Raw genomic sequence first — 24,612 nt, 5'->3', positions numbered from 1 at the left:
TTGTCATCGTCCGAGAGGTGACCGTCATGAACTGGGCATCGTGGACGACCAGCGGCGTCTACGCGGGAACGGGCGGCGTACGCACCGAAGAAGCGGGCATCCTCAGCGGCGACCTCACGGTCCATACGACCTGGTCCGACGGACAGGCGTCGGTGGCCGTCCAGTACAGCGGCTCGTCGGACTGGTTCACCCTCACCGGCAGCCCCGTGCCGTGCCCCTCCGAGGAGGAGAGCCGCTCCTTCCACCAGAGCGTGGTCGAAGCCGTCCGCGCCGGCGAGGGAGCGACGGTCCCGCCGGTCGGCGCGGAACCGGCATAGCGTCCGTCCGGACATCGGCCGCCCCATAGAGTGGATCACCGGATCCGTTCCCCCAGGAACGGGCGAGTGGTACGCGGGGCGAGGAGCGGTGCGATGGGGCGTGCGAGTACACGGCGGTCGAAGGCGCGGAAGAACCGGCCGTTCTGGGTGGAGCTTCCGCTCCTGGTCGGGATCGCGCTGGTGCTGGCCCTGCTCATCAAGACCTTCCTCCTGCAGGCGTTCTCCATCCCCTCGGACTCCATGCAGAACACCCTGCAGAAGGGCGACCGCGTCCTCGTCGACAAGCTGACCCCCTGGTTCGGGTCGGAGCCGGAGCGCGGCGAGGTGGTCGTCTTCCACGATCCGGCCGACTGGCTCGGCGATGTGCCCGTGGACGAGCCGAACACCGTGCAGAAGGTGCTGAGTTTCATCGGCGTGATGCCCTCCGCCGAGGAGAAGGACCTCATCAAGCGGGTCATCGGCGTCGCGGGCGACACCGTCGAATGCGCGGGTGAGGGGCCGGTCAAGGTCAACGGCGCCGCGCTGAACGAGCCGTACGTCTTCCCCGGCAACACCCCGTGCAGCGACGACGAGGACGGCGGCCGGTTCAAGGTCACCGTGCCCAAGGGCAAGATCTGGGTGATGGGCGACCACCGCCAGGCGTCCTCCGACTCCCGCTACCACCAGGACGACGCGACCCGGGGCATGGTTCCGGTCGACGAGGTCGTGGGCCGTGCCGTCGTCGTCGCCTGGCCGGTCGGCCGCTGGAGCACCCTGCCGGTCCCCGACACCTTCAAGAACGTCCCGGACAAGCCGTAGGACGCCGCTCGGCGCTTCCGTGCGGGCGGGGCGCTCAGCGGGGCGCGAAGTTCCGTACGTAGCGTCGCTGCCACGGTGTCTCCACCGCCCGGGGGTGATAGCCGGCGCGGACGAACGCCACCGCCTCGTCGGCCGGGACCCCGTCGAGGACCGCCAGGCAGGCGAGCGCCGTCCCGGTACGGCCCATCCCGCCTCCGCAGGCCACCTCGACCCGTTCACCGGCGGCCCGTTCCCACACCTCGCGGAACACCTCCCGCGCCTCGGCCCGGTCCGCGGGGAGCCGGAAGTCCGGCCACCGCAGCCACCGGGACTCCCAGTCGACCGGGGGCGGGGTACGGCCCAGCAGATGGACGGCGAAGTCCGGGGCGGGGCCGGGCGGGAGGGGCTTGCGCAGGCCCCTGCCCCGCACCAGCCGCCCGGAGGGGAGGGCCAGGACGCCGGGCCCGGAAACGTTCCAGTGTTCGGTCACGGCTCCAACCTAAGGGACCCGGGCAGCGGCCGGGGAGCCGTTGCCCGGGGAAGTGGCGCGGTGTCAGGCGGTGACGGCGACCCGGGTCTCGCCGGATGCGGCGGGGTCACCGGCCGGGGCGGACGTCGTCCGGCGCGCCCCCTTGAGCAGCACGACGAGGGCGGCCGCGACCAGCGTCCCGGCGGCGACGGCGAGGAGGTAGAGGAACGGCTCGCCGATGAGCGGGACGACGAAGACGCCTCCGTGCGGAGCCCGGAGGGTCGCGCCGAACGCCATCGACAGCGCCCCGGTGACCGCGCCGCCCGCCATGACCGACGGGATGACCCGCAGCGGATCGGCGGCCGCGAACGGGATCGCGCCCTCGGTGATGAAGGAGGCGCCCAGCACCCAGGCCGCCCGGCCGTTCTCCCGCTCGGTCTTCGTGAACAGCTTCTTGCGTACGGTGGTGGCGAGGGCCATCGCCAGCGGCGGCACCATCCCGGCCGCCATGACCGCCGCCATCACCTTCAGGCTTCCCGGCGTCGGGTCGGCGAGACCGCCGACCGCGAAGGCGTACGCCACCTTGTTGAGCGGGCCGCCCATGTCGAAGCACATCATCAGCCCGAGCACGACGCCCAGGATCACCGCGTTGGAGCCCGAGAGCCCGTTCAGCCAGTCCGTCAGGGCGTTCTGCAGCGAGGCGATCGGCTTGCCCACCACGATGAACATCAGGAAGCCCACGACCGCCGACGCGATCAGCGGGATCACCAGCACCGGCATGATGCCCCGCAGCGTCGCATGGACCGGGACCCGCTGGATCGCCATCACCACCGCACCGGCCAGCAGACCGGCGACCAGGCCCCCGAGGAACCCGGCGTTCACCGTGAGCGCGATGGCCCCGCCCACGAACCCGGGCACCAGCGCCGGACGGTCCGCCATCCCGTACGCGATGTACCCGGCCAGCACCGGAACCAGGAAGCCGAAGGCGGCGGAGCCGATCAGGTTGAGCAGCGCGGCCCAGCTGTCCGCCTCGCCCCACACGAAGTGGTCGGCCACCGATTTGGCGTCGGCTATCTCGTAGCCGCCGATGGCGAACGACAGGGCGATCAGCAGACCGCCCGCCGCGACGAACGGCACCATGTAGCTCACGCCGGACATCAGGTACGTGCGGAGCCGGACGCCGAAGTGGGCACGGTCCGTGCCCAGGCCGTCGCCGTCCCCGGAGTCCGTCCCGCCGTCGCCCTCGGCCATGGCGGCGACCTCTCCGCGCTCCGCCTTGCGGCGTGCCTCGGCGATCAGCTCGGCGGGACGGTTGATGCCCGCCTTCACCCCGACGTCCACCAGCGGCTTGCCCCGGAAGCGGCCCTTCTCGCGGACCTCCACGTCGTGCGCCCAGATGACCGCGTCGGCGGCGGCGATCACCGCGGGGTCCAGCTTCGTGAAACCGGCCGACCCCTGGGTCTCCACCGTGATCTCGACGCCCTGGTCACGTCCGGCCGCTGCCAGGGACTCGGCCGCCATGTAGGTGTGCGCGATGCCGGTGGGACAGGAGGTGACGGCGACGACACGGAAGGGGGCGTCGGCGGCCGGCTCGGCGGCGGCCGCCCCCGCGTCCCGCCCGGGCTCCGCGTGCTCGGGCTCCTGTTCGGCCGCGGGCTCTGCCGGCTCCTCGCCGCGGATCAGGGCGGCCGCGGCCGCCGGTTCCGTTCCGGCGCGCAGGGCGGCGGTGAACTCCGGATCCATCAGCCTGCGGGCCAGCCCCGACAGGATGGTGAGGTGGTCGTCGTCCGCCCCCGCCGGGGCGGCGATCAGGAAGATCAGATCGGCCGGGCCGTCGGCCGCACCGAAGTCGATCCCCGCCGCACTGCGTCCGAAGGCCAGCGTCGGGGCGCTCACGTGCTCGCTGCGGCAGTGCGGGATGCCGATGCCGCCGTCGAGGCCGGTCGGCATCTGGGCCTCGCGGGCGGCGACGTCGGCCAGGAAGCCGTCGAGGTCGGTGACGCGGTGCGCGGCCACCATCCGCTCGGCCAGCGACCGCGCGGCGGCGTCCTTCGTCGTGGCGGACAGATCGAGGTCGACCAGGTCCGCGGTGATCAGCTCACTCATCGCGGTGCTCCTTGCTCGGGGACCGCCGTGCGGCGGTAGCGGGGGGACGGGGTGGCGGACGACGCGTACGGGTGGGGCCCGCACGGGTTTCGGTGCGAGAGAGGGGTCACAAGGCGGGCTCGGTCAGCGCCCGGTCCAGCGGTACGTCGCCGGAGAGCACGACCGAGGCGGGATCCAGGTCGGCCGGGGCCGGCATCAGGCTTCCGGCGAGCTGGACGGCGGCGGCCCCGTGGGCGACGGCCGAGGCCAGCGCCTTCGGCCCACGGCCGCCCGCCGCGAGGAACCCGGCGAGAGAGGCGTCCCCGGCGCCCACGTTGCTGCGTACGACGGCGACCGGCGCGGTGGCGAAGTACGCGCCCGACGCCTCCACCAGCAACTGCCCGTCCGCGCCGAGACTCGCCAGCACGGATTGGGCGCCGCGCCCCCGCAGCTCCTCGGCCGCCTTGAGCGCGTCGCCGACCGTGGAGAGCGGCCGGCCGACCGCCTCGGCCAGCTCCTGGACGTTGGGCTTGACCACGTCCGGCCCCTGCTCCAGCGCGGCGATGAGGGCCGCGCCGGAGGTGTCCAGCGCGATCCGCGCACCGGCCCGGTGGCTCCGCTCGACCAGCTCCGCGTACCACCGGGGCGGCAGCCCGCGCGGCAGGCTCCCGCAGCAGGCGATCCAGTCGGCTGCCGGGGCGTGGGCCCGGACCGCTTCCAGGACGTCCTCCGCCTCGGTCGGACTCAGTTCGGGGCCCGCCGCGTTGACCTTGGTGAGCGTCCCGTCGGGCTCGACGAGCGTGACGTTGACCCGGGTGTTCCCGGCGACCGGAACACCGGCGACCTCGATGCCCAGATCACCGAGCAGCCGGGTGAGCAGGGCCCCCTCCGGACCACCGGTCGGGGCGACGGCCACCGTGCGGTGGCCGGCGGCGGCGACCGCACGGGAGACGTTGACGCCCTTGCCGCCCGGATCGACGCGGTCGGCGGCGGCGCGCAGAACGGCGCCGCGGGTCAGGCCGGGCAGCTCGTAGGTGCGGTCCAGGCTGGGGTTGGGAGTGACGGTGAGGATCATGCGCGTACCACTTCCGTGCCCCGGCTCTCGATGGAGCGGGCGTCGTCGGGGCCGAGGCCCGTGTCGGTGATGAGCAGGTCCACATCGGTGAGATCCCCGAAGCGGGCGAAATGCTCCTGCCCGAACTTCCCGGAGTCGGCGAGCAGCACGACCCGGCGGGCCGCCTTGATCACGGCCCGCTTCACCGCTGCCTCGGCCAGGTCGGGGGTGGTCAGCCCGGAGCCGGGGGAGAAGCCGTTGGTGGCGAGGAAGACCACGTCCGCGTTGACCTCGGCGTACGCGCCCAGGGCCCAGGCGTCGACCGCCGCACGGGTACGCGGACGGACCCGGCCGCCCACCAGGTGCAGCGCCACCCCGGGATGGTCGGCCAGCCGGGCGGCCACCGGCAGCGCGTGGGTCACCACGGTCAGCGCCGTCTCCACGGGGAGGGCGGCGGCGAGCCGTGCGGTGGTGGTCCCGGCGTCGACGATCACGTTGCCGTCGGCGGGCAGTTCGGCGAGGGCGGCCCGCGCGATGCGGTCCTTCTCGTCGGCGGCGACGGCGTCGCGCTCGGCGAGGTCCGGCTCGAAGCCGAGCCGCCCGGCCGGGATCGCTCCGCCGTGCACGCGGCGCAGCAGGCCGGCCCGGTCCAGAGCCTTGAGGTCGCGCCGGACGGTCTCGGCCGTCACCTGGAACTCCTCGGCCAGCGACAGCACGTCGACCCGGCCGCTCTCCTGGGCGAGACGCAGGATCTCCTGCTGTCGCTCCGGTGCGTACATGTGGGTTTGCTTCCGTTCGATGCCCGAATACTTGGTTTTGCGGTCACGTTACGTCGGGCACGCGGAAATGTAAACAGAATCGGGCAGAGAGCGGGCATGGGCGGGGCAGGTGCGGAGCGCGCCGGAGGTAGGGGTGCGGGTAGGGCGGGCGGGTCAGCCGCGGAGGGTGCGGCCCACCGGGCCCGGCGAGGTCACGGCGTCCCGGGGGTGTCCTCGCCGAGCGGGCGGGCGAGCAGGGGAGCCCCGGGAGCCTGGTGGCCGCCGCTGGCGAGCATGCGGACCTCGCCCCGGTCGCTGATCTCGGCGCGGACGATCCCCGACTCGTCCTCGTACACCGGGAAGCCGCCCGCCCCCAGCCGGTCGGTGAGCCGGACGGAGACCACGTCGTCCGCGGCGCCGGACATCTGGAAGATCAGCTCATAGCGTTCGGTGTGCACCATGCTGTTCATGACGGCCTCCCGGCCGGGCGCGAGAGAATACGGCCCTGCCGCCATTGTTTCGCACCCCGGTGCTCGCCGCCCGGGGAGCGACGGCCAACGGGCGGAGCCGCCCGGTCGATCGGGTGACTCCGGCCGGGAGGACAATATGACCAGTGGCCCGGGCGGTAGTCATGCGTGCATGAGACTTGAGCCTCGACGAACGAACAGTGCCTCCTCCCGTTCCCGCACTCTGAAGGCGGTCGGCGCCCTCTCCCTGGCCGCCGCCACGGCTGTCCTGATGACCGGATGCGGCCAGAGCTCGGACAGCGCCACCAGCGCGGCCACCTCCGAGGCCGCGAAGATCGTTCCGCAGAAGCAGACGACCTCGCCCTCGGCCAGCGCGAAGATGACCGAGGACCAGCGGGAGCGCAAGAAGGTCCTCGACGAAACGAAGGTCGGCTTCGAGGACGCCGCCAACACGGCCACTGGAGAGGTCGCCGGCGGAAAGCTGGTCGAGCTGGACCTGGAGGGGGTGGACGACGACGACAACGGTCAGAGCCCCAGCCCGTCCGGTTCCGGCAGCCCCACCGGCTCGGCGAGTCCCTCCGGATCGGCCAGCCCGTCCGGCTCCGCGAGCCCGAGCGGAACCGGTTCGCCCAGCGCGAGCGCCGAGGCCGAAGGACCGGTCTGGGTCGCGGACGTCGCGGAGAAGGACGGCACGATCCACACCGTCCGGATCAACGCGGTCGACGGCAAGGTGATCGAAGCCCGCGTCGACGCCGACCAGGACGCCGACGACAAGAAGAAGACGGCCGACCGGCTCGCGCAGGCGACCCAGACCCCGCAGCAGGCGGCCAAGGTCGCCACCGAGAAGAAGAAGGGGACGGTCACCTCCGTCAGCCTCGACGACAACGACGGCAAGGGCGTCGTCTGGAAGGTCGACGTGGTCGGCTCCGACTGGAAGAAGACGACGTTCGACGTCGACGCCAAGAACGACACCATCGTCCGCGAGGAGACCGACGAGGACTGACCTCGGTCCCGCCCGACCTGCGCAGGGGCACGCCGGACACCCGGCGTGCCCCTCGTTCGCGAGACCCGCTCGTTCTCCGGGCTCGCGGGCCCGGCTCCGTTCAGAGGGCCGGGGGAACGCCCCCGCTCAGGTCCAGGACGTACCGCCGGCCCGGACGGTCGCCGAACATGACGTCCTCCACCGGCTCGAACCCGGTGCGCGCCAGCACCGCGCGGGAGCCCGTGTTGTCGAGCGTCGTCTCGGCGCGCAACGCCGTGAGCCCGTAGTCCCGGGCCGCCAGGACGCGGATCCGCTGGACCGCCCAGGTGGCCAGCCCCCGCCCCGCGGCCTTCTCCGCCATCCGGTAGCCCAGTTCGGCCGAACCGTCCCGTACCCCGACGAGGTTGATCCGGCCGATGACGCGGCCGTCGTCGCCCTCGACGAGGTGGAAGTGGTGCAGCCCCGCCTCCTGCTCGTCGAGCAGGGCGCGATGGCGTACGGCGAACTCGGCGAAGTAGTCGTCGCCCCGGTCGGGAACGGACGCGGCGAAGTAGGCGCGGTTCTCGCGCTCGAAGGCGAGCACGGCCTCGGCGTGATCGGCACGGAGCCGGCTGATGGACGTCATGCCGGGATCCTAGGGTGCCGCCGGGGAGCGCGGGACGAATCCGACGGCGGGCTGCCGTGGGGCCCGCTCCCGGTCCGACGGCCGGACCTCAGCCGGGCAGCCCGCGCTCCAGCGCGTGGGCCAGACCGCGTTCGGCGTCACCCGCCGAGGCCCGCCGGTAGGCCAGTTCGTACGCCGAGTCACCCGCCGCCTGCCGAGCCCTCAGCTCCCACTGCTCGCGGATCGCCCCCAGCTCCGGAGTGCCCCGGTGGGGGTGGCCGACCATGCGCCAGAACGTGTGCCCCGTTCCGGAGGCCCGGGCCGCGGCGACCCCGTTCCCCTGGGCGGCGATGGCCCCCGCCAGCAGGTCGAGGCCGAGCGCTATGCCGAGGCTGTCGTGCAGCTCGTGCTTGCCGGCCAGCATCGCGCGCGCGTGGCTCTCCGCGTGGCGGGGGCGGCCCTGGAGCAGGTGGATGAGGGCGAGTTGATGGTCGGCGTAGGCACGTGCCCAGTGCTCGCCGAAGCGCAGGCTGATCCGCTGGAGCCGCATGGCCTCCTCGTACGCCTCGTCGAGCCGGCCCAGCGCGGACAGCGCGAAGAGGCGTATCACCCGGCAGCGCAGCTGCGAGGGCGCGTCGGCGGGGTCGCCCGGGTGGTCGAGCAGGGCGCGGTCGCTGACGGAGTAGGCGGCGAGCGGCCGGCCCATCATCAGGTAGGTGAAGCTCACGGAGTGGGTCGCCAGGAGCACCGTTTCGGGGTCGCCGTCGCCTTCGGCCGAGACACGGCACTCCTCACCGACGCGGCTCGCCGATTCGTGGTCGCCCTGGAGGGTCAGGGTGATGCCCAGCGCCCAGAGCGCCCGGGTGCGGTGGGGTCCGGTGGACAGCGGCAGGGCGAGCACCCGCTCCAGATACGAACGGGCCTGGTGCAGATGGCCGCAGCAGCTCCAGAAGAGCCCGGCGCATCCGGCCATCTCCATCGCCATCTCCGGGTCCTCGGACAGCAGATGGTCCAGGGCCGCGCACAGGTCCGCGTGGGTGTCGGCGATGCGGTGGTACCAGAGGACCTGCGACGGCCCGAGCCAGCCCGCGTACGCCTGGACGGCGACGTGGGCGAAGTGCCGGGCGTGCCGGTCCGAGATGAGCACGTCCTCGCCCAGCTCGGTCAGCCACATCGCGCCGTACTCGCGCAGTGTGTCCAGCATCCGGTAGCCGTCCCCCGTCCGCCGGAGCACCGACTGGTCGGCCAGGCGCTCCAGTGCCGGGGCGACGGCCGCGGGCTCCAGCGGACCGCCCGCGCAGACCGCCTCCGCGTCCGGGACCATGACGACGCCGCGGAAGACCGAGAGGCGCGCCCACAGCAACCGCTCCAGCGGGGCGCACAGTTCGTGGCTCCAGCCGATCGTGGTGCGCAGCGCGCGGTGGCGGCGCGGCCACACGGTGTCGTCGGTGAGGTTCTCCATCCGGGAGGTGAGCCGCGCGGTGATCTCCTGGGGGCTGCTTCCGCGCAGTTGGACGCAGGCCAGCTCGACCGCGAGCGGTATGCCGTCGAGCCGCCGGCAGATCTCGGCGGCGGCGGCCGCGTTCAGGGGATCGTCGAGAGCGAGGTCCGGGGCGACGGCGGCGGCGCGTTCGCGGAAGAGCCGTACGGCGTCGTCGCCGTCGTCCCCCGCGGAGAGCGGGGGCACCTCGACGCACAGCTCGCCGACCGCCCCCAGCGGCTCCCGGCTGGTGGCCAGCACCGTCAGCCCCGGTGCCGCGGCGAGCAGTTCGGCCACGAGCTGTGCGCAGGGGCCGACGATCCGCTCGCAGCAGTCGAGAACGAGGAGCAGGGTCCGGTCGGACAGCCAGTCGGCCAGCGCGGCCACCGGGCGGCGGTGGCTGTGGTCCAGGAGCCCGACGCCGTCGCAGACCGTGGTGGCCAGCAGTTCCTCGTCGTGCAGATGGGAGAGGTCGGCCCACCAGACGCCGTGCGCGTAGCGCTCCCGGGCGCGCTCGGCGGTACGCAGGGCCAGCCGGCTCTTGCCGACCCCGCCGCTGCCGGTCAGCGTGACCAGCCGATGATCTCGAAGTGCCCGTTCGACGCGGACCAGTTCGCTGTCGCGGCCGACGAAACTGGTCGTCACGACGGGGAGGTTGCCCATCACGGGGGACATCCTGCCTCGCGGTGGCCCCGCGCCTCCGTTCATAGCGAAAAGCAGTCAGAAACGGCCGACAATGCATCCCGGTCGGTCGTGAAGTTGCGTCAAGCGGACAGTTGGTGGTGGAGCGGTCGCTTTCTCTCCGGGGCGGGTGGGGGTGATGGCGCCGGTGATGCGGCAGGTGTGTGACGTACATGAGGTGCCGGTGTCGCTCACGATGCTCATGGTGTCTCCGGCGCCTACGGCGTGCCGGCGCCCTCCGGCCCATGGACGCCCCCGATGCCCCCGACGGGCCCGGCTCCGAGCAGCGTGGCCAGCGACTCCAGGGCCCCCACCGGATCGGGGCCGACCGGGGCGAGGACGGCGTCGGTGACGCCTGCCGCCCGCAGCTCCGCGAGCCGGGCGCGGGCATCCCCGGTGGTCCCGGCCACCGCGAGCCGGGCCACCCAGGTGTCGGGCATGCGCCGGACGAACTCCTCCCGGCTCGCGCTCGCGGCCCGCAGGGCGACCAGCTCGTCGGCGAACGGGAGCGGGGCGATGTGCGGGTGCCAGTCGGGCTCACCGATCCACTCCAGCCCCGGACGGACGGCGGCGAGGGCGGTCGCCCGGTCGGGTGCCACGGAGGCGACGTTGTACGCGACCAGGCGGTGACGGCGGCCGGGGGCGATGTGCCCGAGCGCCACCCGCGCGTATTCGGGGGTGACCGGCTCCGCGAGGACCGTCCCGTCGGCCACCTCGCCGGAGACGGCGAGAGACCTGGGGCCGCGGACACCGGCCAGGATGTCGGGAACGACGCCGGGCAGCGCGCTCGGGTCGAGCCGCACGTCGTCGAGGCGGACGTACCGGCCGTGCCGCCGAGTGAGTTCGCCGTGCAGCAGGGCCCGCAGGGCGTCGACGTACTCGCGGAGGAGGGTGAGCGGGCTGCCGGGCCACTGGCCGACGCTGCGCATCCAGTGGGGCATGCCGTGACCGATCGCGACGTCGACCCGACCGGGGAAGAGCTGGGCCAGCGACGCGATCTCCAGAGCCGCGAACGCCACGTTGCGTGCCCCTGCGGGCAGCAGCCCGATTCCGACCCGGATCCGGTCGGTGGATGCCAGGACGGCGGCCGCCTGCGCTACGCCGCCGCGGAAACCGAGATCCTCGACCACCCACACGGCGTCGAATCCCAGAGCTTCGGCCCGGCGCGCGTACGGGAGGATCCGGCCTGCGGGCAGATCGCGCGGCAGCAGGACGCCCACGGCCGGAGCGGGAGCCTCGGCGGTGTCGGCGGCGGGGGAACGCACAGGTGCTCTCCTTCGGCGGGCGGGGCGGGTGACGGACATGATGGCACCCGCCGCTCGGCGCCTGTGCGGCGAAGGAGCCGAGGCCGCGGGGGTAGGCCGGACGCCGGACACCGCCGGACATCCGGCCCCCGTCCCGGGATCGGGTGTGCGGCGTTCGGGCGGGCGTTGTCGTACCCCTGCGCTACGTTGCTGGCATGACGCAATACGTACTCGTGGCGGGGGCCTGGCTCGGCGCGTGGGCCTGGCGCGACGTGGAGCCCGGGCTGCGCGCGGCCGGGCACGGGGTCCACCCGCTGACGCTGTCCGGCCTCGCGGAGAAGCAGGGCGTGGCGGCGGGACAGCGTACGCACGTCCAGGACGTCGTCGACGTGGTCGAACGCCTGGATCTGCGCGACGTGGTCCTGGTCGGACACAGCTACGCCGGCATCCCGGTCGGGCAGGCGGCCGAGCGCATCGGCGACCGGCTGGCCCGCGTGGTGTTCGTCGACTCCAATGTCCCGGCCGACGGCGAATCCTTCGTCTCCGGGTGGCCGGACGGCAGGGCGGCCGTGGAGGCGGCCGTCGCCGACCACGGCGGGTTCTGGCCGCCGCCTGCCGCCGCCGACTGCGCGGACCAGGGCCTCGACGACGAACAGATCGCGCGGATGCTCGCCGGCGCGACACCGCACCCCGGCGCCACACTCACCGAACCGGCCGCGCTGAAGCGCCCGTTGAACCTGCTGCCGGCGACGTACGTCAAGTGCCTGCTCGACTGGCCGGAGCCGAGCCCCGCCGTGGCCGGACTGCTGACGAGCGACCGGTGGGAGCTGGTCACCCTCGACACCGGTCACTGGCCGATGTTCTCGCGTCCGCGTGAGCTGGCCCGGATCCTGCTGGACGTCGCGGAAAAGGACGTGTGACGGCATGTCGACCTCACCCGGTCGGGAGCGGTGCGCCGCGGACGAAGCGGCGACGGAGCACCCGGAGATCACCTACATCGGATGCGCACGGTGCGGGACCCTCATCGCCGGCCTCGACGGGCGCTACGCCTGTTCGGGCTGCGGCTGGGTCAACGAATGGACCGAGGGCTACCGGCCGCTGCCCGGGGACCGCGGACGCGGCGCCTGATCCCGGCATCTCTTCCGCACGCCCGGCTCGTCGGCTTCCGAGACCGGTGTGCGCTCCGCCCCTCACCGCTCGACCGCGCCCCGGGGCGCGGTGAACGGCACCGAACCACGTCCGACCACCCGGCGGCCGCCCGGCCGCGGAGAAGAGCACACCATGTCCGACCCGCACGACGCCGGGACCGCCCGCGCGTCGCTGGCCGAGATCGCCGCCCTGCTCGCGCCGGCGCACCCCGAGGTCGCCGAGGAGGTGCTCCGCGCCCACGACGATCCGGAGGGCTATGTGAGCGCCTTCGCGGACCGGCTGGACGACCGGGGCGTCGACGAGCCCGTGGACGACCTCCCCTGGATCGCCCTGATCGACGCGCTCAGCGACCGCGGGCTGCTCGCGGAGTTCGACTGGAAGGAGGACGCGGCGCAGATCCGGGCCCGGCTGGAGGCGCTCGAATCGCGGCCCTCCGCCGACCCGTGGGCGCTCCTCGCGGCAGCGGAGACGGCCCTGCCGACCCACGATTTCCTGCATGCCTGCGGCCGCCGCTACCGCGAGGTCGGCGAGGCCCTGGCCGTACTCGACATCGACTCCGACTGCTACCCCGTGGTGGGCCTGCCGGCCGCACGCGCCGACGAGCTGACCCTGCTCGCCGACCGTGCCGGCTTCCCCGTGGAGCACCTGGGAGCCGCCGATCCCGGAACATGACGCGCCTCCGTCGCACCGACCCGGCGAGGCGGGGCCGGCCGCCGTTCCAGCAGGTGCGGCGGGGGCCCGAGCACCGGAACCGAATCGCGACGGCCACCGCCCACCACGTACACTCGCCCCCGCCTCCGCCGACCGGCAGAGGCTTTCCGCACCCGACTGACGGGGAAACGAACCGCATGAGCTCCGCTGACAGCACCGAAGCACCGATCTACGCCGGCCTCGTGGAGGAACAGGGCGACGTGCCCGCCGAAGTGCGCAGGGTGGCCGAGGAGGTCCTGCGTGAAGCAGGCCGCGCCATCGACTTCGGCACCGCCAGAACGACCGCCGCGTCCCGCTAGGAGCGCTGAGCGCCCCACGGACCGGAGCGTCCTGCGTATCGTGGCCGACCGGCTCGACCCCGGCCGGGCCCGACGGGACGACTCCTGGAAAAGTCCCGAACACCGGTTCGCAGCGTGTCCGACGGCGAACCCGCTCGTCACCGGATGATGAGCACCCTGCAATCACTGCCGAATTCTTGCGTGGCGTACCGGTCTGCTGAGCGACCGGTGCCGGCGGTGGCGAGTGAGGCCGCGGGAGGCAGGGCGTCCGACGACGCCCGCCGCCGCGGCCCCGCGCCCGGCCGGCCCGCCGCGACCGATCCGGCGGCCGTGCCTCGGCGAGCGGTCCGCGCACCTGCGTGGAGAGCGCTCCCAGCCGGCCGCCGTCCGGGCGGTAAGCCCTCGCGGCCCCGGGTGAGTGGTCCGGACCGCCCGCCCTCCCGGCTGCTCACCCGCCCCGAGCGCCCGGGGCCCCTGGTGGTCCGGGGGAGGCGCCCGCGGCTGCCCCGGACCGAACCGGCTGCCCGGGCCCGCCGTGCGATGACCGGAGCGCCCGGCGAGCGCCCGGGGGATCGCCCCCACGGCGTCTGAGTAGCCGAACTCAGGCCCCGTGGCGGGGCCGCCGCGACGATGAGGGCAGGGCGCGCCGAGCAACAGGCGACGGGCCCGCCCCCACCGCCGCCGCCCGGCGGCCCTGCCCGCCAAACCTCGGGAGAACCGTGCTCAGCCGCATCGCAGCCACCGTCGTCCCCTCGCTCGGACACCTCACGGTCACGACCGACCACGCCACGGCCCCGGCCGCCGGCAGCATCATCGTCGCCAACCACACCTCCCTGGTCGACCCGGGCGTCGTCCTCGCCGCCCTGCGACGCCTCGGTGTCGAGCCCGTCGTCATGGCCACCGCCGGACTCTGGCGCATCCCGGTCCTCGGCCGTCTCCTGGAACGCGGCGGCCATGTGCCCGTGCACCGCAACACCGACCGGGCGGCGGGCGCGCTCGACGCGGCGGCGCTCGCGCTCGGCGCCGGCCGCCACCTGCTGATCTACGGCGAGGGCCGACTGCCCTGCCGCACCGACGCGGCGGAGGCGCCGCCGGAGAGCTTCCGCAGCGGGCTCGCCCGGCTCGCGCACGTCTCCGGAGCGCCCGTCGTCCCACTCGGCCAGGCAGGGGCCCGCCGGGTCAGCTCGGGCTCGTGCGTCAAGCAGATCTCCGGCTTCCTCACCGCTCCGGCCCGCCGCCCCCGGCTCCACGTCCACATCGGGGCCCCGCTGCACCTGCCCCCGGAGATCGGCGAGGCGACCGCCGCGGCCAGGGCGGCCGTCACCGCCGCCTGGCGCACGGCCGCGCACCGGATCGGCGAGCCGGCGGCATCGGCCTGATCGGGGCGACAGCGCTCAGCGGGTCTCCGCCTCCCGCGCCGCCCGCTCCAGACGCTGCCGGTACGCCTCCCACCAGGCGGCGTCCTCCGGCGGCATGTTGCCGTTGCCCGCCTGCAGCCCGACCGACCCGTCGATGAGCTCCCGTACGACATCGGCGTGCCCCGCGTGGCGCTGGAGGTCCGTGATCACGTGCACCAGGATCTGGTGCAGGGTCACCCGCGCCCGCTCCTCGGGCCACCACCGCACCCGGCCCACCGCGTCGAGGGGCAGGTCGGCGATGGTGGCGTCCGCGTGCCGCGCGATCCGGCGGTAGAGGTCGATGACGTCCTCGCGCGACTCGTCGGCCCTCGCCCACATGTCCTCGTTGGCCTCGGCGTCGTCCGAGAACGCGTGCGGCGTCCCGGTGAACGGCCGGTCGAACGTCTCGCCGAAATACCCGAGCTCCACCCCCGCCGCGTGCTTGACCAGCCCGAGGAGGTTGGTCCCGGTCGGCGTCAGAGGGCGGCGGACGTCGTACTCGGAAAGCCCTTCGAGCTTCCACAGCAGAGTGTCGCGGGCGGACCGCAGATAGCGCTGGAGATCAGCCTTCGGCTGCGCGGGGTTCATACGGGGAAGTCTGTCAGCGGCCACTGACACCGGCCGCGGCGTCACGGAGCGTGGCCGCCGGGGCCGCGCGGGTACGGCCGACCGCGTACCCGGCCGTTCGGGCGCGCCGCCCGGGTGGCGGCGGCGACCCGGGCGGCGTAGGTATGGAGGCGTGCCGTTCCCGACGGCGTGCGACGCCTTGGAGCGCCCCGATCCGGTGACGGCCGGTGACCACCAGACCCACCCGCCGGGCCGTGGCCGGGCCCCCCGGCGGCCGACCTGTGGGAACGAGGAGACGGATTCCCGATGACCGCGTCAGAGCGGACCACCCCGGTGCACGGCACTCCGTGCTGGGTCAGCCTCATGACCCGGGATCTGCGGGCGGCCCAGGACTTCTACGGGGCCGTTCTCGGGTGGACCTTCCGCTCCGGCTCGCTCGGCGAGGGGTTCTCCGTGGCCCACCTCGGCGCCCTGCCCGTCGCCGGGCTCGGGCAGATCGCCCCCGGCCTGCCCACCACCGTCTCCTGGACCCCCTACTTCGCGGTCGCGGACGTCGACACCGCCGCCGCCCGGGTCCGCGAACGGGGCGGCACGATCGCCGTCGGCCCGATCCGGCTTGGCCCCGGACGGGGAGCGGTGGCCGCCGACCGGGAAGGAGCCGGATTCGGCTTCTGGGAGGGACGCACGCCACCCTGGTCGCTCGGCCGCGACGACGCCCCGGCCTCCCTCGAACTGCGGACGAGCCACGCCTTCGACTCCGCGATCTTCTACGCCGAGGTGTTCGGCTGGGCCTCCCGGGAGCCAGGTGGGTGCGACGTCGGCTATGCCTGCCTCCAGGACGCGGTCGTGGTCCGCCAGGGCGGCCGCACGGTGGCCACCCTGCGAGGCGGTGGTGACGCCTCGTCCGCCGACCCCCGGCTGCGGCCGCGCTGGCACGTCCGTTTCCGGGTCGCGGACGCGGAAGCGGCCGGCGAGGCGGCCCGAGCGGCCGGCGGCTCCGCCGGCCCGTCGGTGGACTCGCCCGCCGACGGGACCGAAGCGGTGATCAGGGACCCCGAAGGCGGCATCTTCACGGTCTGCGCCCATCCGGGATAGCGCCACGCCCCGCGACGGGGCTCAGCAGGTGCGGTGGACGTACCCGGGACGCCCGGCCGGAACCACGTCGAGGTCCCGGCGGACCACGGACGCCTGCGTCCCCACGGACGCGCACGCCCGTGCGAAATCGCGGTCGGCGTACTCGACGACGAACACCCGGTCGTCGTACGCGTCGGCGAAGTCGCCGCACTCGTCGTACCGGCCGCACTCCTCCACGACGGCGAAGTCGAACCCGATCTCCTTCCGCCGCTCCAGCAGATCGGTGGTGTTCTTCTGGCCGATCGCCAGCCCGGCCGCGTGTGCGCGGTCGGCCAGCAGCTTCGCGAACGCCGCGTTGTGCTCCGGGGTCAGCAGGCCGTCGGACCGCTCGTGGGAGTCCAGGTTGTCCGGCTCCACCGCCTGGAAGCCGGACGTGGCGCAGCCGTCGATCCAGCCGCCGACGATCTTCGCGAGCCGGGAGCGCTTGGTCGCGGTGGAGGTGTCGAGGAGCGCCTCCCCCCACGCGTCGTCCTCGACCGGCTCGCCGTCGCCGTCGCGCAGCAGCAGGTCGGGCTCGTTCGTCTCCCACCAGTCCAGGGCGTCGGGCTGGGTCTGGAACGCGTTGACGTAGCAGACGTTGTAGTGGCCGTCGGCCGGCCTGGCGCCGCGGTCGCGGGAGACGGCCCCGACCCCGGCGGGCGGGGGATAGGCGCCACCGAGCTGGTAGTCGAAGCGCACATGCGCCGTGGGCGGCACGACCTCGGGCACCGCCCCGGCCGTGGTCCCCGTGGCGGACGCGTGGGACAGGAGCACACCCGCTCCCGTCGCGACCGCGATTCCGCAGGCGAGGGCGGCGAGGGTGCGCCTGCGGCGGAGCAGGGGGCGGGCGGCGTGGTGGGGCATGCGTACTCCCGGGCGTGGACGTCGGACCTTCCCCCGCATCATGACCGGCCGATCATGAGCGAATCGTGAGGGCCGCCCCTGCTTCCGCGCCGCGGGCGGGCGGGCGCGAGGCGCAGCACGAACTCCGCGCCGCCGCCGGGGCGGGGCCGGACGGCGAGCATCCCCCGGTGCGCCTCCGCCACGCGGCGTACCAGCGAGAGGCCGATCCCCGTTCCTCCGCCCGGCGAACGGAACCGTTCCGTCAGTTCCGGCAGCCGGGCCGGATCCACCCCGGGCCCTCGGTCGGCCACCGCGACCTCGGGCCCCCGCACGGTCACCAGCAGCCCGTCCCCCTCCGGTGCCTCCGCCGCGCGGCCGTGCCGCACGGCGTTGTCCAGCAGGTTCCGCACGGCGACCCGCACCAGGGCCGCGTCGGCCTCCACCACGGACTCCGCCAGCCGCAGCCGAGGGCGGGGCGCGCTCTCCGGCAGCTCCGCGCAGACCTCCTCGACGAGCTGGTCCAGCCGCAGCGGCTCAGCCCGCACCGCGTCCACCGCTGCCTCCAGCCGCCCCCGGGTCAGCAGGTTCTCCACGACGTCGGACATCCGCTCGGCCGCCCTCCGGATCCGTGGCAGATGGGCGTCGGGACCGCCCGGAGCGCCGGCCGCCAGCTCCACCGAACCGCGCATCACCGCGACCGGGGTCCGCAACTCGTGCGCCGCGTCCGCCAGCAGCCTCTCCTGCTGCTCCAACGCCTCCCAGGCCGGCCGCATGCTGCGTCCCGACAGGACGTGGCCGGTCAGCGCCGCCAGCGCCGTCAGCGCACCGGCCCCGACGGCCAGGGAGAGGACCAGACTCCGGTGCTCGTCCGCGCCGCGTTCCGGGTCGCCGACGGCGACGGCCGCGCCCGCCACCTCGTCGGTGGCGTCGTGGTGGAAGGGCACGCCCAGGAGGCGCACCGGCCGTCCCGAGCGGTCGCGCGCATCGGCCCGCGCCGGGCCCTCGTCGGCCATCGCCGCGCGGGCGACCGCCGCCACCGGCCCGGCCGGTACGGCGAACGGGGCGGCCCGCCCCCGGAAGACGGTGACCGGGTCGGCGCCGGGCCGCCCCTCCAGCACCAGGATCTGCGGAGTGCCCGCGGTCGCCTCGTCGTCGTGGAGGCCGTCCAGCCGGATCCGGCCGTCCTCGTAGTAGACGAGCGAGGCGGCGACGGAGGCCCGGCGGCGCATCTCGTCGTATTCGGCGTCCTGGCGCGCGCGGTCGTCGGTACGGATCACCAGCCAGGACAGGCAGGCGAGCCCGACGACGGTGATCAGGGTGTAGGCGGCGGTCAGCCGCAGCTGGAGCCGGCGCAGCCGCCGCCTGGCCGGGGAGCGGCGCGTGACGGGCCCTGCCATCAGGAGGGTTCCGTGCGCGCCGACAGCAGGAAGCCCTGCCCGCGCACCGTGTGGACCAGAGCGGGCGACCCGAGTTTGCGCCGCAGGCCCGCGATGACGGCGTCCACCACATTGGAGACCGGGTCCGCCATCTCGTCCCAGCAGTGCTCCAGCAGGACGGTACGGGTGACGACGGCGTCCCGGTGGACGAGGAGCTGCTGGAGGACGGCGTACTCCTTCGGGCTCAGCGACAGCAGCACCCCACCGCGCCGCACCTCGTGGCGAGCCACGTCCATGACCACGTCCGCGCAGCGCAGGAACGACGGGAGCCGGACGGGAGCCCGGCGGCTCAGGCCGCGTACGCGCAGTACCAGCTCGCGCATCGCGAACGGCTTGGCCAGGTAGTCGTCCGCCCCGCTCTCCAGCCCCCGCACCCGCTCGTCCAGGGAGTCCAGAGCGGTGAGGCAGAGCACCGGCACCGACCACCCGGCCCGCCGGCCCGCCTCCAACGGGGCGAGGGTGTCGCCGGAGGGCACCATCCGGTCCAGCACCACGCAGTCGTAGGCGTTGACGTGCAGCAGCACGTCCGCCTCCGGCCAGTCCGCCGCGCAGTCCACGGCGAAGCCGCCGTCCCGCAGCCCGGCCGCGGTCATCTCCCGCAGATCCTCGTCGTCCTCCACCAGCAGCACTCGCACGGGGAGGACGCCTCCGATTCGTGGTCCGGGACAAACCCCGCGCCGGGGCGGGCGGGGGAGACCGGCCATCCTAGGCGGTCCGTCCGGCGCGAACGGACCCGGCCGGGGACCGAGGGCCATCGCTCACGTGATGGCCCGTACGCGGGAGAAAGCCGACCCGGCGTCGGGTTTCGGACGGCATGCCGGACCCGGCGGGCCCGCCGGGTCCGGTCCCCTTTTCCCGGACCGGGGCACCGCGTAGCGCGGGGTATTCCTCGGAAAGGGAAAAGTGAAGGGTGTTTCTTTTCTCCGCGCTCGCTTTTTTCGATATTCCCGGTGAATGCCGGGCGCCGCCATTCGCTTTTCTTGCTCGGCGGCTGTGGTCGCGTTTCTTTGCCGGCCGTCGGGCCCCCGCTCCAGGCCGGTCATCTCGTCTCCGTCGCAGGGCAGGGGCCTGGAAGGGGGTCTCCGGACCCGGGGGGCGAGCCTGTCGAGGATAGAAAAAAAACCGCGTCGTCTGTATCTTATCAACGCACGTGCATCGCAGGAACGGCTTGCCATTCACATGACCCCTGGGGGGAGTTGTGCCAGAAGCAGCAGTTTTGATCGATCCGGTGCGGGCGATGGATACCGAGGCCGACGTGACGCATCCCGTGGGGATCGACATGGTGCATCGAACCAGGTCGCAGGATGCCTTTCCGCGTGACTGGATGCGCCTGGAGCACGACCGTTTCTCGGTGACCGCGGTCCTTCCGCACGATCACGCGTTCTTCGCCCCCCTGGCCGGCGATCGCCACGACCCGCTCCTGGTCGCGGAAGCGATGCGGCAGGCGGCCATGCTCGCCTTCCACGCCGGGTACGGCGTACCGATGGGACATCACTTCCTGCTGTCGGGCCTGGACTTCGTGTGCCACCTGGAGCATCTGGGCGTCGGTGGCGGCCCCGCCGAAATCGGTGTCGAGGTGTACTGCTCCGACCTCAGGTGGCGTGCCGGGCTGCCGGTGGCGGGGCGCGTGACCTGGGCGGTGCACCGCGACGGCGGGCTGGCGGCGACGGGCATAGGAGTGACACGCTTCATCAGCCCCGAGGTCTACCGGCGGATGCGCGGAGACGCCCCCGCCGAAGGCATATCGATACCGCGCGCGGCCCCGGTCCGCGCCGACCTGGCGGGCCGAGCCAGGACCGAGGACGTGGTGCTGTCGGAGACGGACCGGGACGGGTGGTGGGAGCTGAGGGTGGACACCCGGCACCCGACGCTGTTCCAGCGCCCCAACGACCACGTCCCGGGCATGTTCCTCCTGGAGGCGGCGCGGCAGGCCGCCTGCCTGGCGGCGGGGCCCGGAGGAATCGTTCCCGCGGAGGTGGCCAGCCGGTTCCACCGCTACGCCGAGTTCGACAGCCCGTGCCTGATCGGCGCGGTGGTCCGGCCGGGGCCTGCCGAGGGTACGGTGACGGCCCGGGTGTCCGGGCGCCAGAACGGCGAACTCGTCTTCACCGCGGTTCTCACCGGCCCGCGGGTCCACGGCTGAGAGGGCGGCACGCAGGTGATTCTCGTGACAGGCGCGACCGGAGCGGTGGGCCGAGAGGTCGCCGCGCAGCTCGCCGCGGCGGGCCCCGTCCGGATTCTCGCGCGCCGTCCCGAGCGCCTCGGGGCGGTCGGGAACAGGGCCGAGGTCGTGGCGGGGGCGTACGCGGACCGGCAGGCCCTCGACTGGGCGCTGCGGGGTGTCACCTCGGTCTTCCTGGTCACCAACAGCCCCACCGAGCCCGACGACGAGCGGGTCGCCGCGGCGGCGGCCGAGGCGGGCGTGCGCCACCTGGTCAAGCTGTCCATGATGGCGGTGGAGGAGCCGGACGCGGCCGACCTCATCACCCGGCTCCAGCGGGAGAACGAGCGGACGATCCGGGAATCGGGGGTCCCCTGGACGTTCGTCCGCCCCCGAACGTTCATGTCCAACACGCTGTCCTGGGCGGCCGGCATACGCTCCGATGGGGTGGTGCGCGCGCTCCACGGCGACGCGCCGGTCGCCTGCGTGGACCCGCGCGATGTCGCCGCGGTCGCCGTGGCCGCCCTCACCGGCACGGGCCACGAGGGCAGGGCGTACGCCGTGTCAGGGCCGGAGGCGATCACGGCGCGGGAGCAGACCGCCCAGCTCTCCCGGGTGCTGGGGCGGCCTCTGCGCTTCGAGGAGTTGGGCGTGGCCGCCGCGCGTACCGCGCTGCTCGCGAAGTACCCGCGTCCCGTCGCCGAGGCGTTCCTGGAGAGCGCGGAGCGGCAGCGGGCAGGGGCCAAGGCGGGGGTCGTCTCCACGGTGCGGCAGCTGACGGGTCGCTCGGCCCGGCCCTACAGCGTCTGGTCGGCCGACCACGCGGACGCGTTCACCGGGCGAGACGACCGATAGCCGGGGGAGTGGGACGCGGGCGCCCAATGACGCATCATCCGGACGCCCGCTGACGTGGCATCACAGACCGAGCGGAAAAGTCTGATGATGCGCATTTACCTTTTCCGCTTCGTCTGAGCTCCGCTCACGTTCCGCTTCTGGCGAGCGGGGCGGATGTGGCCGGAAAGTGTCCGGGTGTGCACGTCGAATTCTCCTGTTCCCTGGAAAACCGACCGGTCCGTTGGTTGGATGACTCCATGTCGCCCTCCCACCGCTCCGGCGTGGAGCCCTCCGCCGGGCCCGGCCCCGCCCCTCTCCGGGGAGGGTTCCGGTGACCAAGCAGGAGCGCGCCGCCCGCACCCGCCAGGCGCTGATCCGCTCCGCCGCCGCCGTCTTCGAGCAGCACGGTTACGCGCAGGCCCGGTTGGCGCAGATCAGCTCCGGCGCGGGCGTCAGCACGGGCGCGTTGCACTTCCACTTCGACAACAAGGCCGCCGTGGCGCAGGCGGTGGTGGCGGAGGCGTCCCGGAGGCTGCGCGAGTTGTCTGCCGCGGTCCGCCGAGGGACGGACAACGCGCTGCAAGCCCTGGTCGACACCTCGCACGCCCTGCTGGAAAGGCTGCGGGACGACCCGGTGAGCCGGGCCGGGTTCCGGCTGAGCTGCGACGGCGACGAGGCCGCCGTCCCCGACCTGAGGCTGGAGTGGCACCAGAGGGTACGGGAGCTGCTGGACGAGGCCGCCGCCACGGGCGCGCTCGCCGAGGGCGTCTCCCGTGAGGACACGGCCGCCGCCACCGTCGCGGTGACGGCAGGGTTCGAGGCGCTCGGCCGGAACGACTCCGCGTGGCTGGCCCCGCCCATGCTGACCGGATTCTGGAGCTTACTGCTGCCCCGGATCGCCGCCGCCGAGACCGTGGCCCACGTGGACCCGTCGGGCGCCCGCGCGGCGGAACCGGCGCTCCGCGTGCCCGGCCCCGCCCTCGCGAGGCCCGCCAGGGGCGCGGTGGAGCCGGCCGCGAGGGTGAACTGACCGGCGGCTCCGACAGGGAGCCCGCCCCTCAGCGCCCGCCCGCCGGGCCCCGGCCCGCATCGTCGAACAGATCCCTCCGGCCCGCGTCGGCACCCCAGCTCGCCAGCAGACGCAGACCCTCGGCCGACGCCGAGCCGGGCTCCGCGTGGTACGTCACCAGATGCTGCTCCTCGTCGTCGGGGAGGTTCAGCGTCTCGTACGACAGCGTCAGGTCCCCGGCCAGGGGATGCCGGACGAGCTTCGTGCCGTGGCCCTTCTCCTTGACGTTGTGCGTCGCCCACAGCCGTCGGAACTCCTCGCTCTTGACCGAGAGCTCGCCCACGAGCGCCGACAGCTCCGGGTCGTCGGGGTGGCAGCCCGCGTACAGCCGCAGGTAGCTGACCATGTCCGACGCCTTGGAGTCCCAGTTCACGAACAGGTCCCGGTAGGCGGGCGAGAGGAACACCAGACGCGCCCAGTTGCGTTCGCCGGGCGGCAGCGCTCCCCAGTCGCCGAACACCGCGGCCGCCATCGGATTCCAGGCGAGGATGTCGGAGCGCGCCCCGGTCACGTACGCGGGAACGCCCTCCATGCTCTCCAGGAGGTACAGCAGCCCGGTCCGCACCCGCTGCGCCCTCGCCGGGCGGCGCTTCTTCTTGTGCCGCGCCGGCCTCGCCAGATGTGTCAGATGCGCGTGCTCGGCGTCGGTGAGCCGCAGCGCGCGGGCGATCGCGTCCAGCACCTCCGCCGACACGTTGCGTCCGTTGCCCTGCTCCAGACGCGTGTAGTACGCCACGGACACCCCGGCCAGCTGCGCCAGCTCCTCCCGGCGCAGACCCGGTACCCGGCGATGCCGCCCGAACTCCGGCAGTCCCACGTCCTGCGGCTGGAGCTTGGCCCTCCGGGTGCGCAGGAACTCGCTGAGCTCGGCGCGCCGGTCCAGCGGCTCGGGGGAGGCGGCCTCCGGCTGATCGTCCATACCCTCCATTATTCCGCCGATTCCCGGCCGCGGACCGGTGAGCCTGTCCCCGTCAGTGGTAGGACCGCCGGACGTAGGCAGAGCGGTGGCCTGGGTGAACGGCGCTCAGGGTGTGACGCTCGAAGACGTACCCACCGCACCACCCAGAGGAGAACCTCCGGCATGACCACCGTTGCCGCCTACGCCGCTCCCCGTGCCAAGGCCCCGCTGGAGCGCACCACGATCGAGCGCCGCCCGGTGGGCGAGTTCGACGTCCTGATCGACATCAAGTTCGCCGGTATCTGCCATTCCGACATCCACCAGGCCCGCGACGGCTGGGGCGAGGGCATCTTCCCGATGGTGCCCGGACACGAGATCGCCGGGATCGTCGCCGAGACCGGGCCCGGAGTGACCGCGTTCAAGGTCGGCGACCGCGTCGGCGTCGGATGCATGGTCGACTCCTGCGGACAGTGCGACGCCTGCCGCGCGGGCCGGGAGCAGCACTGCGCCGAGGGGAACACCCAGACGTACAACGCGCTCGACCGCAGCGGCGAGCCCACGTACGGCGGCTACTCGACGCACATCGTCGTGCGCGACGCGTTCGTCGTCTCGATCCCCGAGGGCATCGCCCTCGACGAGGCCGCGCCCCTGCTGTGCGCGGGCATCACCACGTACTCCCCGCTCAAGCGCTGGGGCGTCGGCCCCGGCAAGAAGGTGGCTGTCGTCGGTCTGGGCGGCCTCGGCCACATGGCCGTCAAGATCGCGCACACGCTCGGCGCCGAGGTCACCGTCCTCTCCCAGACGCTGCGGAAGAAGGAGGACGGGCTCAAGCTCGGCGCCGACCACTACTACGCGACCGGCGACCCGGCGACCTTCGAGGAACTGGCCGGGACCTTCGACGTCATCCTCTCCACGGTCTCGGCCCCGCTGGACTTCGGCGCCTACCTCGGCCTGCTGCGGACCGACGGGACCCTGGTGAACGTCGGCGCCCCGGAGGAGCCGATCTCGCTCAACCTCTTCTCGCTCATCGGCGGTGACAAGGCGATCGCCGGCTCCATGATCGGCGGGATCGGGGAGACCCAGGAGATGCTGGACTTCTGCGCCGCGCACGGGCTCGGCGCGGAGATCGAGGTGATCGAGGCGAGCCGGGTGAACGAGGCGTACGAGCGCGTGCTCGCGAGCGATGTCCGCTACCGCTTCGTGATCGACGCCGCGACCATCTGAGGCGGTGGCCGCGG

At 73.7% G+C, this 24,612-nt stretch carries 26 protein-coding genes; 13 read left to right on the top strand and 13 right to left on the bottom strand.

All coding sequences use genetic code 11. The features are described 5' to 3' along the window. Window positions 1–26: 26 nt before the first annotated feature. On the top strand, window positions 27–317 hold the full coding sequence (locus tag IF19_RS0120880; protein ID WP_030116978.1) for a hypothetical protein: 291 nt from the start codon (window positions 27–29) through the stop codon (window positions 315–317). Between the two features lie 93 nt (window positions 318–410). Then, window positions 411–1,115 carry a signal peptidase I gene (lepB, locus tag IF19_RS0120875; protein WP_030116979.1) on the top strand — a complete coding sequence of 235 codons (705 nt, stop codon included), beginning with the start codon at window positions 411–413 and terminating at the stop codon, window positions 1,113–1,115. Window positions 1,116–1,149: 34 nt separating this feature from the next. On the opposite strand, the gene IF19_RS0120870 is transcribed toward lepB, so the two are convergent. From IF19_RS0120870 to IF19_RS0120850, 5 genes are all read right to left on the bottom strand, one after another. Beyond that, a complete protein-coding gene (locus IF19_RS0120870) occupies window positions 1,150–1,584 on the bottom strand; it encodes a protein-tyrosine phosphatase family protein (protein WP_030116980.1) in 435 nt (144 codons plus the stop codon). Window positions 1,585–1,647: 63 nt separating this feature from the next. After that, entirely contained in the window at window positions 1,648–3,669 is a 2,022-nt protein-coding gene (locus tag IF19_RS0120865; protein WP_030276688.1) for a PTS fructose transporter subunit IIABC, read from the bottom strand. Window positions 3,670–3,775: 106 nt separating this feature from the next. Continuing rightward, entirely contained in the window at window positions 3,776–4,723 is a 948-nt protein-coding gene (gene pfkB / locus IF19_RS0120860) for a 1-phosphofructokinase (protein ID WP_030116983.1), read from the bottom strand. After that, window positions 4,720–5,481, bottom strand: coding sequence for a DeoR/GlpR family DNA-binding transcription regulator (locus IF19_RS0120855; protein WP_030116984.1), 762 nt, complete (start codon window positions 5,479–5,481; stop codon window positions 4,720–4,722). Before IF19_RS0120855 ends, pfkB begins: the two co-directional genes overlap by 4 nt. A gap of 191 nt (window positions 5,482–5,672) precedes the next feature. Beyond that, the gene (locus IF19_RS0120850) at window positions 5,673–5,921 is read right to left on the bottom strand and encodes a DUF6296 family protein (RefSeq protein ID WP_030116985.1); all 249 of its coding nucleotides are present in this window, start codon (window positions 5,919–5,921) and stop codon (window positions 5,673–5,675) included. A gap of 178 nt (window positions 5,922–6,099) precedes the next feature. Here IF19_RS0120850 and IF19_RS0120845 point away from each other — a divergent pair, with 178 nt between their 5' ends. Then, a complete protein-coding gene (locus tag IF19_RS0120845) occupies window positions 6,100–6,930 on the top strand; it encodes a PepSY domain-containing protein (RefSeq protein WP_030116986.1) in 831 nt (276 codons plus the stop codon). A 100-nt stretch (window positions 6,931–7,030) separates the two neighbouring features. Here IF19_RS0120845 and IF19_RS0120840 read toward each other — a convergent pair whose 3' ends face one another. The 3 genes from IF19_RS0120840 to IF19_RS0120830 form a co-directional block, all read right to left on the bottom strand. Further along, window positions 7,031–7,534: a GNAT family N-acetyltransferase gene (locus tag IF19_RS0120840; protein ID WP_030116987.1), complete on the bottom strand. Its 504-nt coding sequence runs from the start codon at window positions 7,532–7,534 to the stop codon at window positions 7,031–7,033. A gap of 88 nt (window positions 7,535–7,622) precedes the next feature. Further along, window positions 7,623–9,656, bottom strand: coding sequence for an ATP-binding protein (locus tag IF19_RS0120835; RefSeq protein WP_030121691.1), 2,034 nt, complete (start codon window positions 9,654–9,656; stop codon window positions 7,623–7,625). Between the two features lie 236 nt (window positions 9,657–9,892). Next, entirely contained in the window at window positions 9,893–10,939 is a 1,047-nt protein-coding gene (locus IF19_RS0120830; protein WP_050493848.1) for an LLM class flavin-dependent oxidoreductase, read from the bottom strand. A gap of 194 nt (window positions 10,940–11,133) precedes the next feature. Between IF19_RS0120830 and IF19_RS0120825 the strand changes: the two genes are divergently transcribed. The 5 genes from IF19_RS0120825 (at window position 11,134) to IF19_RS0120805 (ending at window position 14,435) form a co-directional block, all read left to right on the top strand. Then, window positions 11,134–11,838, top strand: a complete 705-nt coding sequence (locus IF19_RS0120825; protein WP_030276686.1) for an alpha/beta fold hydrolase — start codon at window positions 11,134–11,136, stop codon at window positions 11,836–11,838. 4 nt (window positions 11,839–11,842) lie between these two features. Then, a complete protein-coding gene (locus tag IF19_RS0120820; protein ID WP_030116993.1) occupies window positions 11,843–12,046 on the top strand; it encodes a hypothetical protein in 204 nt (67 codons plus the stop codon). 153 nt (window positions 12,047–12,199) lie between these two features. Next, window positions 12,200–12,739 (top strand): DUF6630 family protein, encoded by a 540-nt coding sequence (locus tag IF19_RS0120815; protein ID WP_030121692.1) that lies wholly within the window; start codon window positions 12,200–12,202, stop codon window positions 12,737–12,739. A gap of 176 nt (window positions 12,740–12,915) precedes the next feature. Beyond that, the gene (locus IF19_RS1000000137750; protein WP_167345046.1) at window positions 12,916–13,077 is read left to right on the top strand and encodes a hypothetical protein; all 162 of its coding nucleotides are present in this window, start codon (window positions 12,916–12,918) and stop codon (window positions 13,075–13,077) included. Window positions 13,078–13,775: 698 nt separating this feature from the next. After that, entirely contained in the window at window positions 13,776–14,435 is a 660-nt protein-coding gene (locus IF19_RS0120805; protein ID WP_030116995.1) for a lysophospholipid acyltransferase family protein, read from the top strand. 15 nt (window positions 14,436–14,450) lie between these two features. Here the strand turns inward: IF19_RS0120805 and IF19_RS0120800 are convergent, their stop codons facing one another. After that, window positions 14,451–15,041, bottom strand: a complete 591-nt coding sequence (locus IF19_RS0120800) for a DinB family protein (protein ID WP_030116996.1) — start codon at window positions 15,039–15,041, stop codon at window positions 14,451–14,453. Between the two features lie 285 nt (window positions 15,042–15,326). On the opposite strand from IF19_RS0120800, the gene IF19_RS0120795 reads away from it, so the two are divergent. Further along, window positions 15,327–16,115, top strand: coding sequence for a VOC family protein (locus IF19_RS0120795; RefSeq protein WP_030116997.1), 789 nt, complete (start codon window positions 15,327–15,329; stop codon window positions 16,113–16,115). 21 nt (window positions 16,116–16,136) lie between these two features. Here the strand turns inward: IF19_RS0120795 and IF19_RS0120790 are convergent, their stop codons facing one another. Genes IF19_RS0120790 through IF19_RS0120780 form a run of 3 tightly spaced genes read right to left on the bottom strand, consistent with a single transcriptional unit; the run spans window position 16,137 to window position 19,047 of the window. After that, window positions 16,137–16,997, bottom strand: a complete 861-nt coding sequence (locus tag IF19_RS0120790; protein ID WP_030116998.1) for an endo alpha-1,4 polygalactosaminidase — start codon at window positions 16,995–16,997, stop codon at window positions 16,137–16,139. A gap of 38 nt (window positions 16,998–17,035) precedes the next feature. Beyond that, window positions 17,036–18,373 carry a sensor histidine kinase gene (locus IF19_RS0120785; RefSeq protein ID WP_030116999.1) on the bottom strand — a complete coding sequence of 446 codons (1,338 nt, stop codon included), beginning with the start codon at window positions 18,371–18,373 and terminating at the stop codon, window positions 17,036–17,038. Then, on the bottom strand, window positions 18,373–19,047 hold the full coding sequence (locus tag IF19_RS0120780) for a winged helix-turn-helix domain-containing protein (protein ID WP_030117000.1): 675 nt from the start codon (window positions 19,045–19,047) through the stop codon (window positions 18,373–18,375). The genes IF19_RS0120785 and IF19_RS0120780 overlap by 1 nt, the downstream gene beginning before the upstream one ends. 602 nt (window positions 19,048–19,649) lie before the next feature. On the opposite strand from IF19_RS0120780, the gene afsA reads away from it, so the two are divergent. The 3 genes from afsA (at window position 19,650) to IF19_RS0120765 (ending at window position 22,437) form a co-directional block, all read left to right on the top strand. Then, on the top strand, window positions 19,650–20,555 hold the full coding sequence (afsA, locus tag IF19_RS0120775; RefSeq protein ID WP_106973646.1) for a 2-oxo-3-(phosphooxy)propyl 3-oxoalkanoate synthase: 906 nt from the start codon (window positions 19,650–19,652) through the stop codon (window positions 20,553–20,555). A 15-nt stretch (window positions 20,556–20,570) separates the two neighbouring features. Further along, a complete protein-coding gene (locus IF19_RS0120770) occupies window positions 20,571–21,428 on the top strand; it encodes an NmrA family NAD(P)-binding protein (RefSeq protein ID WP_030117002.1) in 858 nt (285 codons plus the stop codon). Window positions 21,429–21,738: 310 nt separating this feature from the next. Next, window positions 21,739–22,437: a ScbR family autoregulator-binding transcription factor gene (locus IF19_RS0120765; protein WP_078580765.1), complete on the top strand. Its 699-nt coding sequence runs from the start codon at window positions 21,739–21,741 to the stop codon at window positions 22,435–22,437. Window positions 22,438–22,465: 28 nt separating this feature from the next. Here IF19_RS0120765 and IF19_RS0120760 read toward each other — a convergent pair whose 3' ends face one another. Next, a complete protein-coding gene (locus tag IF19_RS0120760) occupies window positions 22,466–23,395 on the bottom strand; it encodes a helix-turn-helix domain-containing protein (RefSeq protein ID WP_032745765.1) in 930 nt (309 codons plus the stop codon). A gap of 162 nt (window positions 23,396–23,557) precedes the next feature. Between IF19_RS0120760 and IF19_RS0120755 the strand changes: the two genes are divergently transcribed. Then, entirely contained in the window at window positions 23,558–24,598 is a 1,041-nt protein-coding gene (locus IF19_RS0120755; protein WP_030117005.1) for an NAD(P)-dependent alcohol dehydrogenase, read from the top strand. Window positions 24,599–24,612: the final 14 nt, after the last annotated feature.

It is taken from the genome of Streptomyces californicus, from assembly GCF_000717645.1.
Lineage (GTDB): Bacteria > Actinomycetota > Actinomycetes > Streptomycetales > Streptomycetaceae > Streptomyces > Streptomyces californicus.
This window is presented reverse-complemented; position numbering and strand designations above follow the sequence as displayed.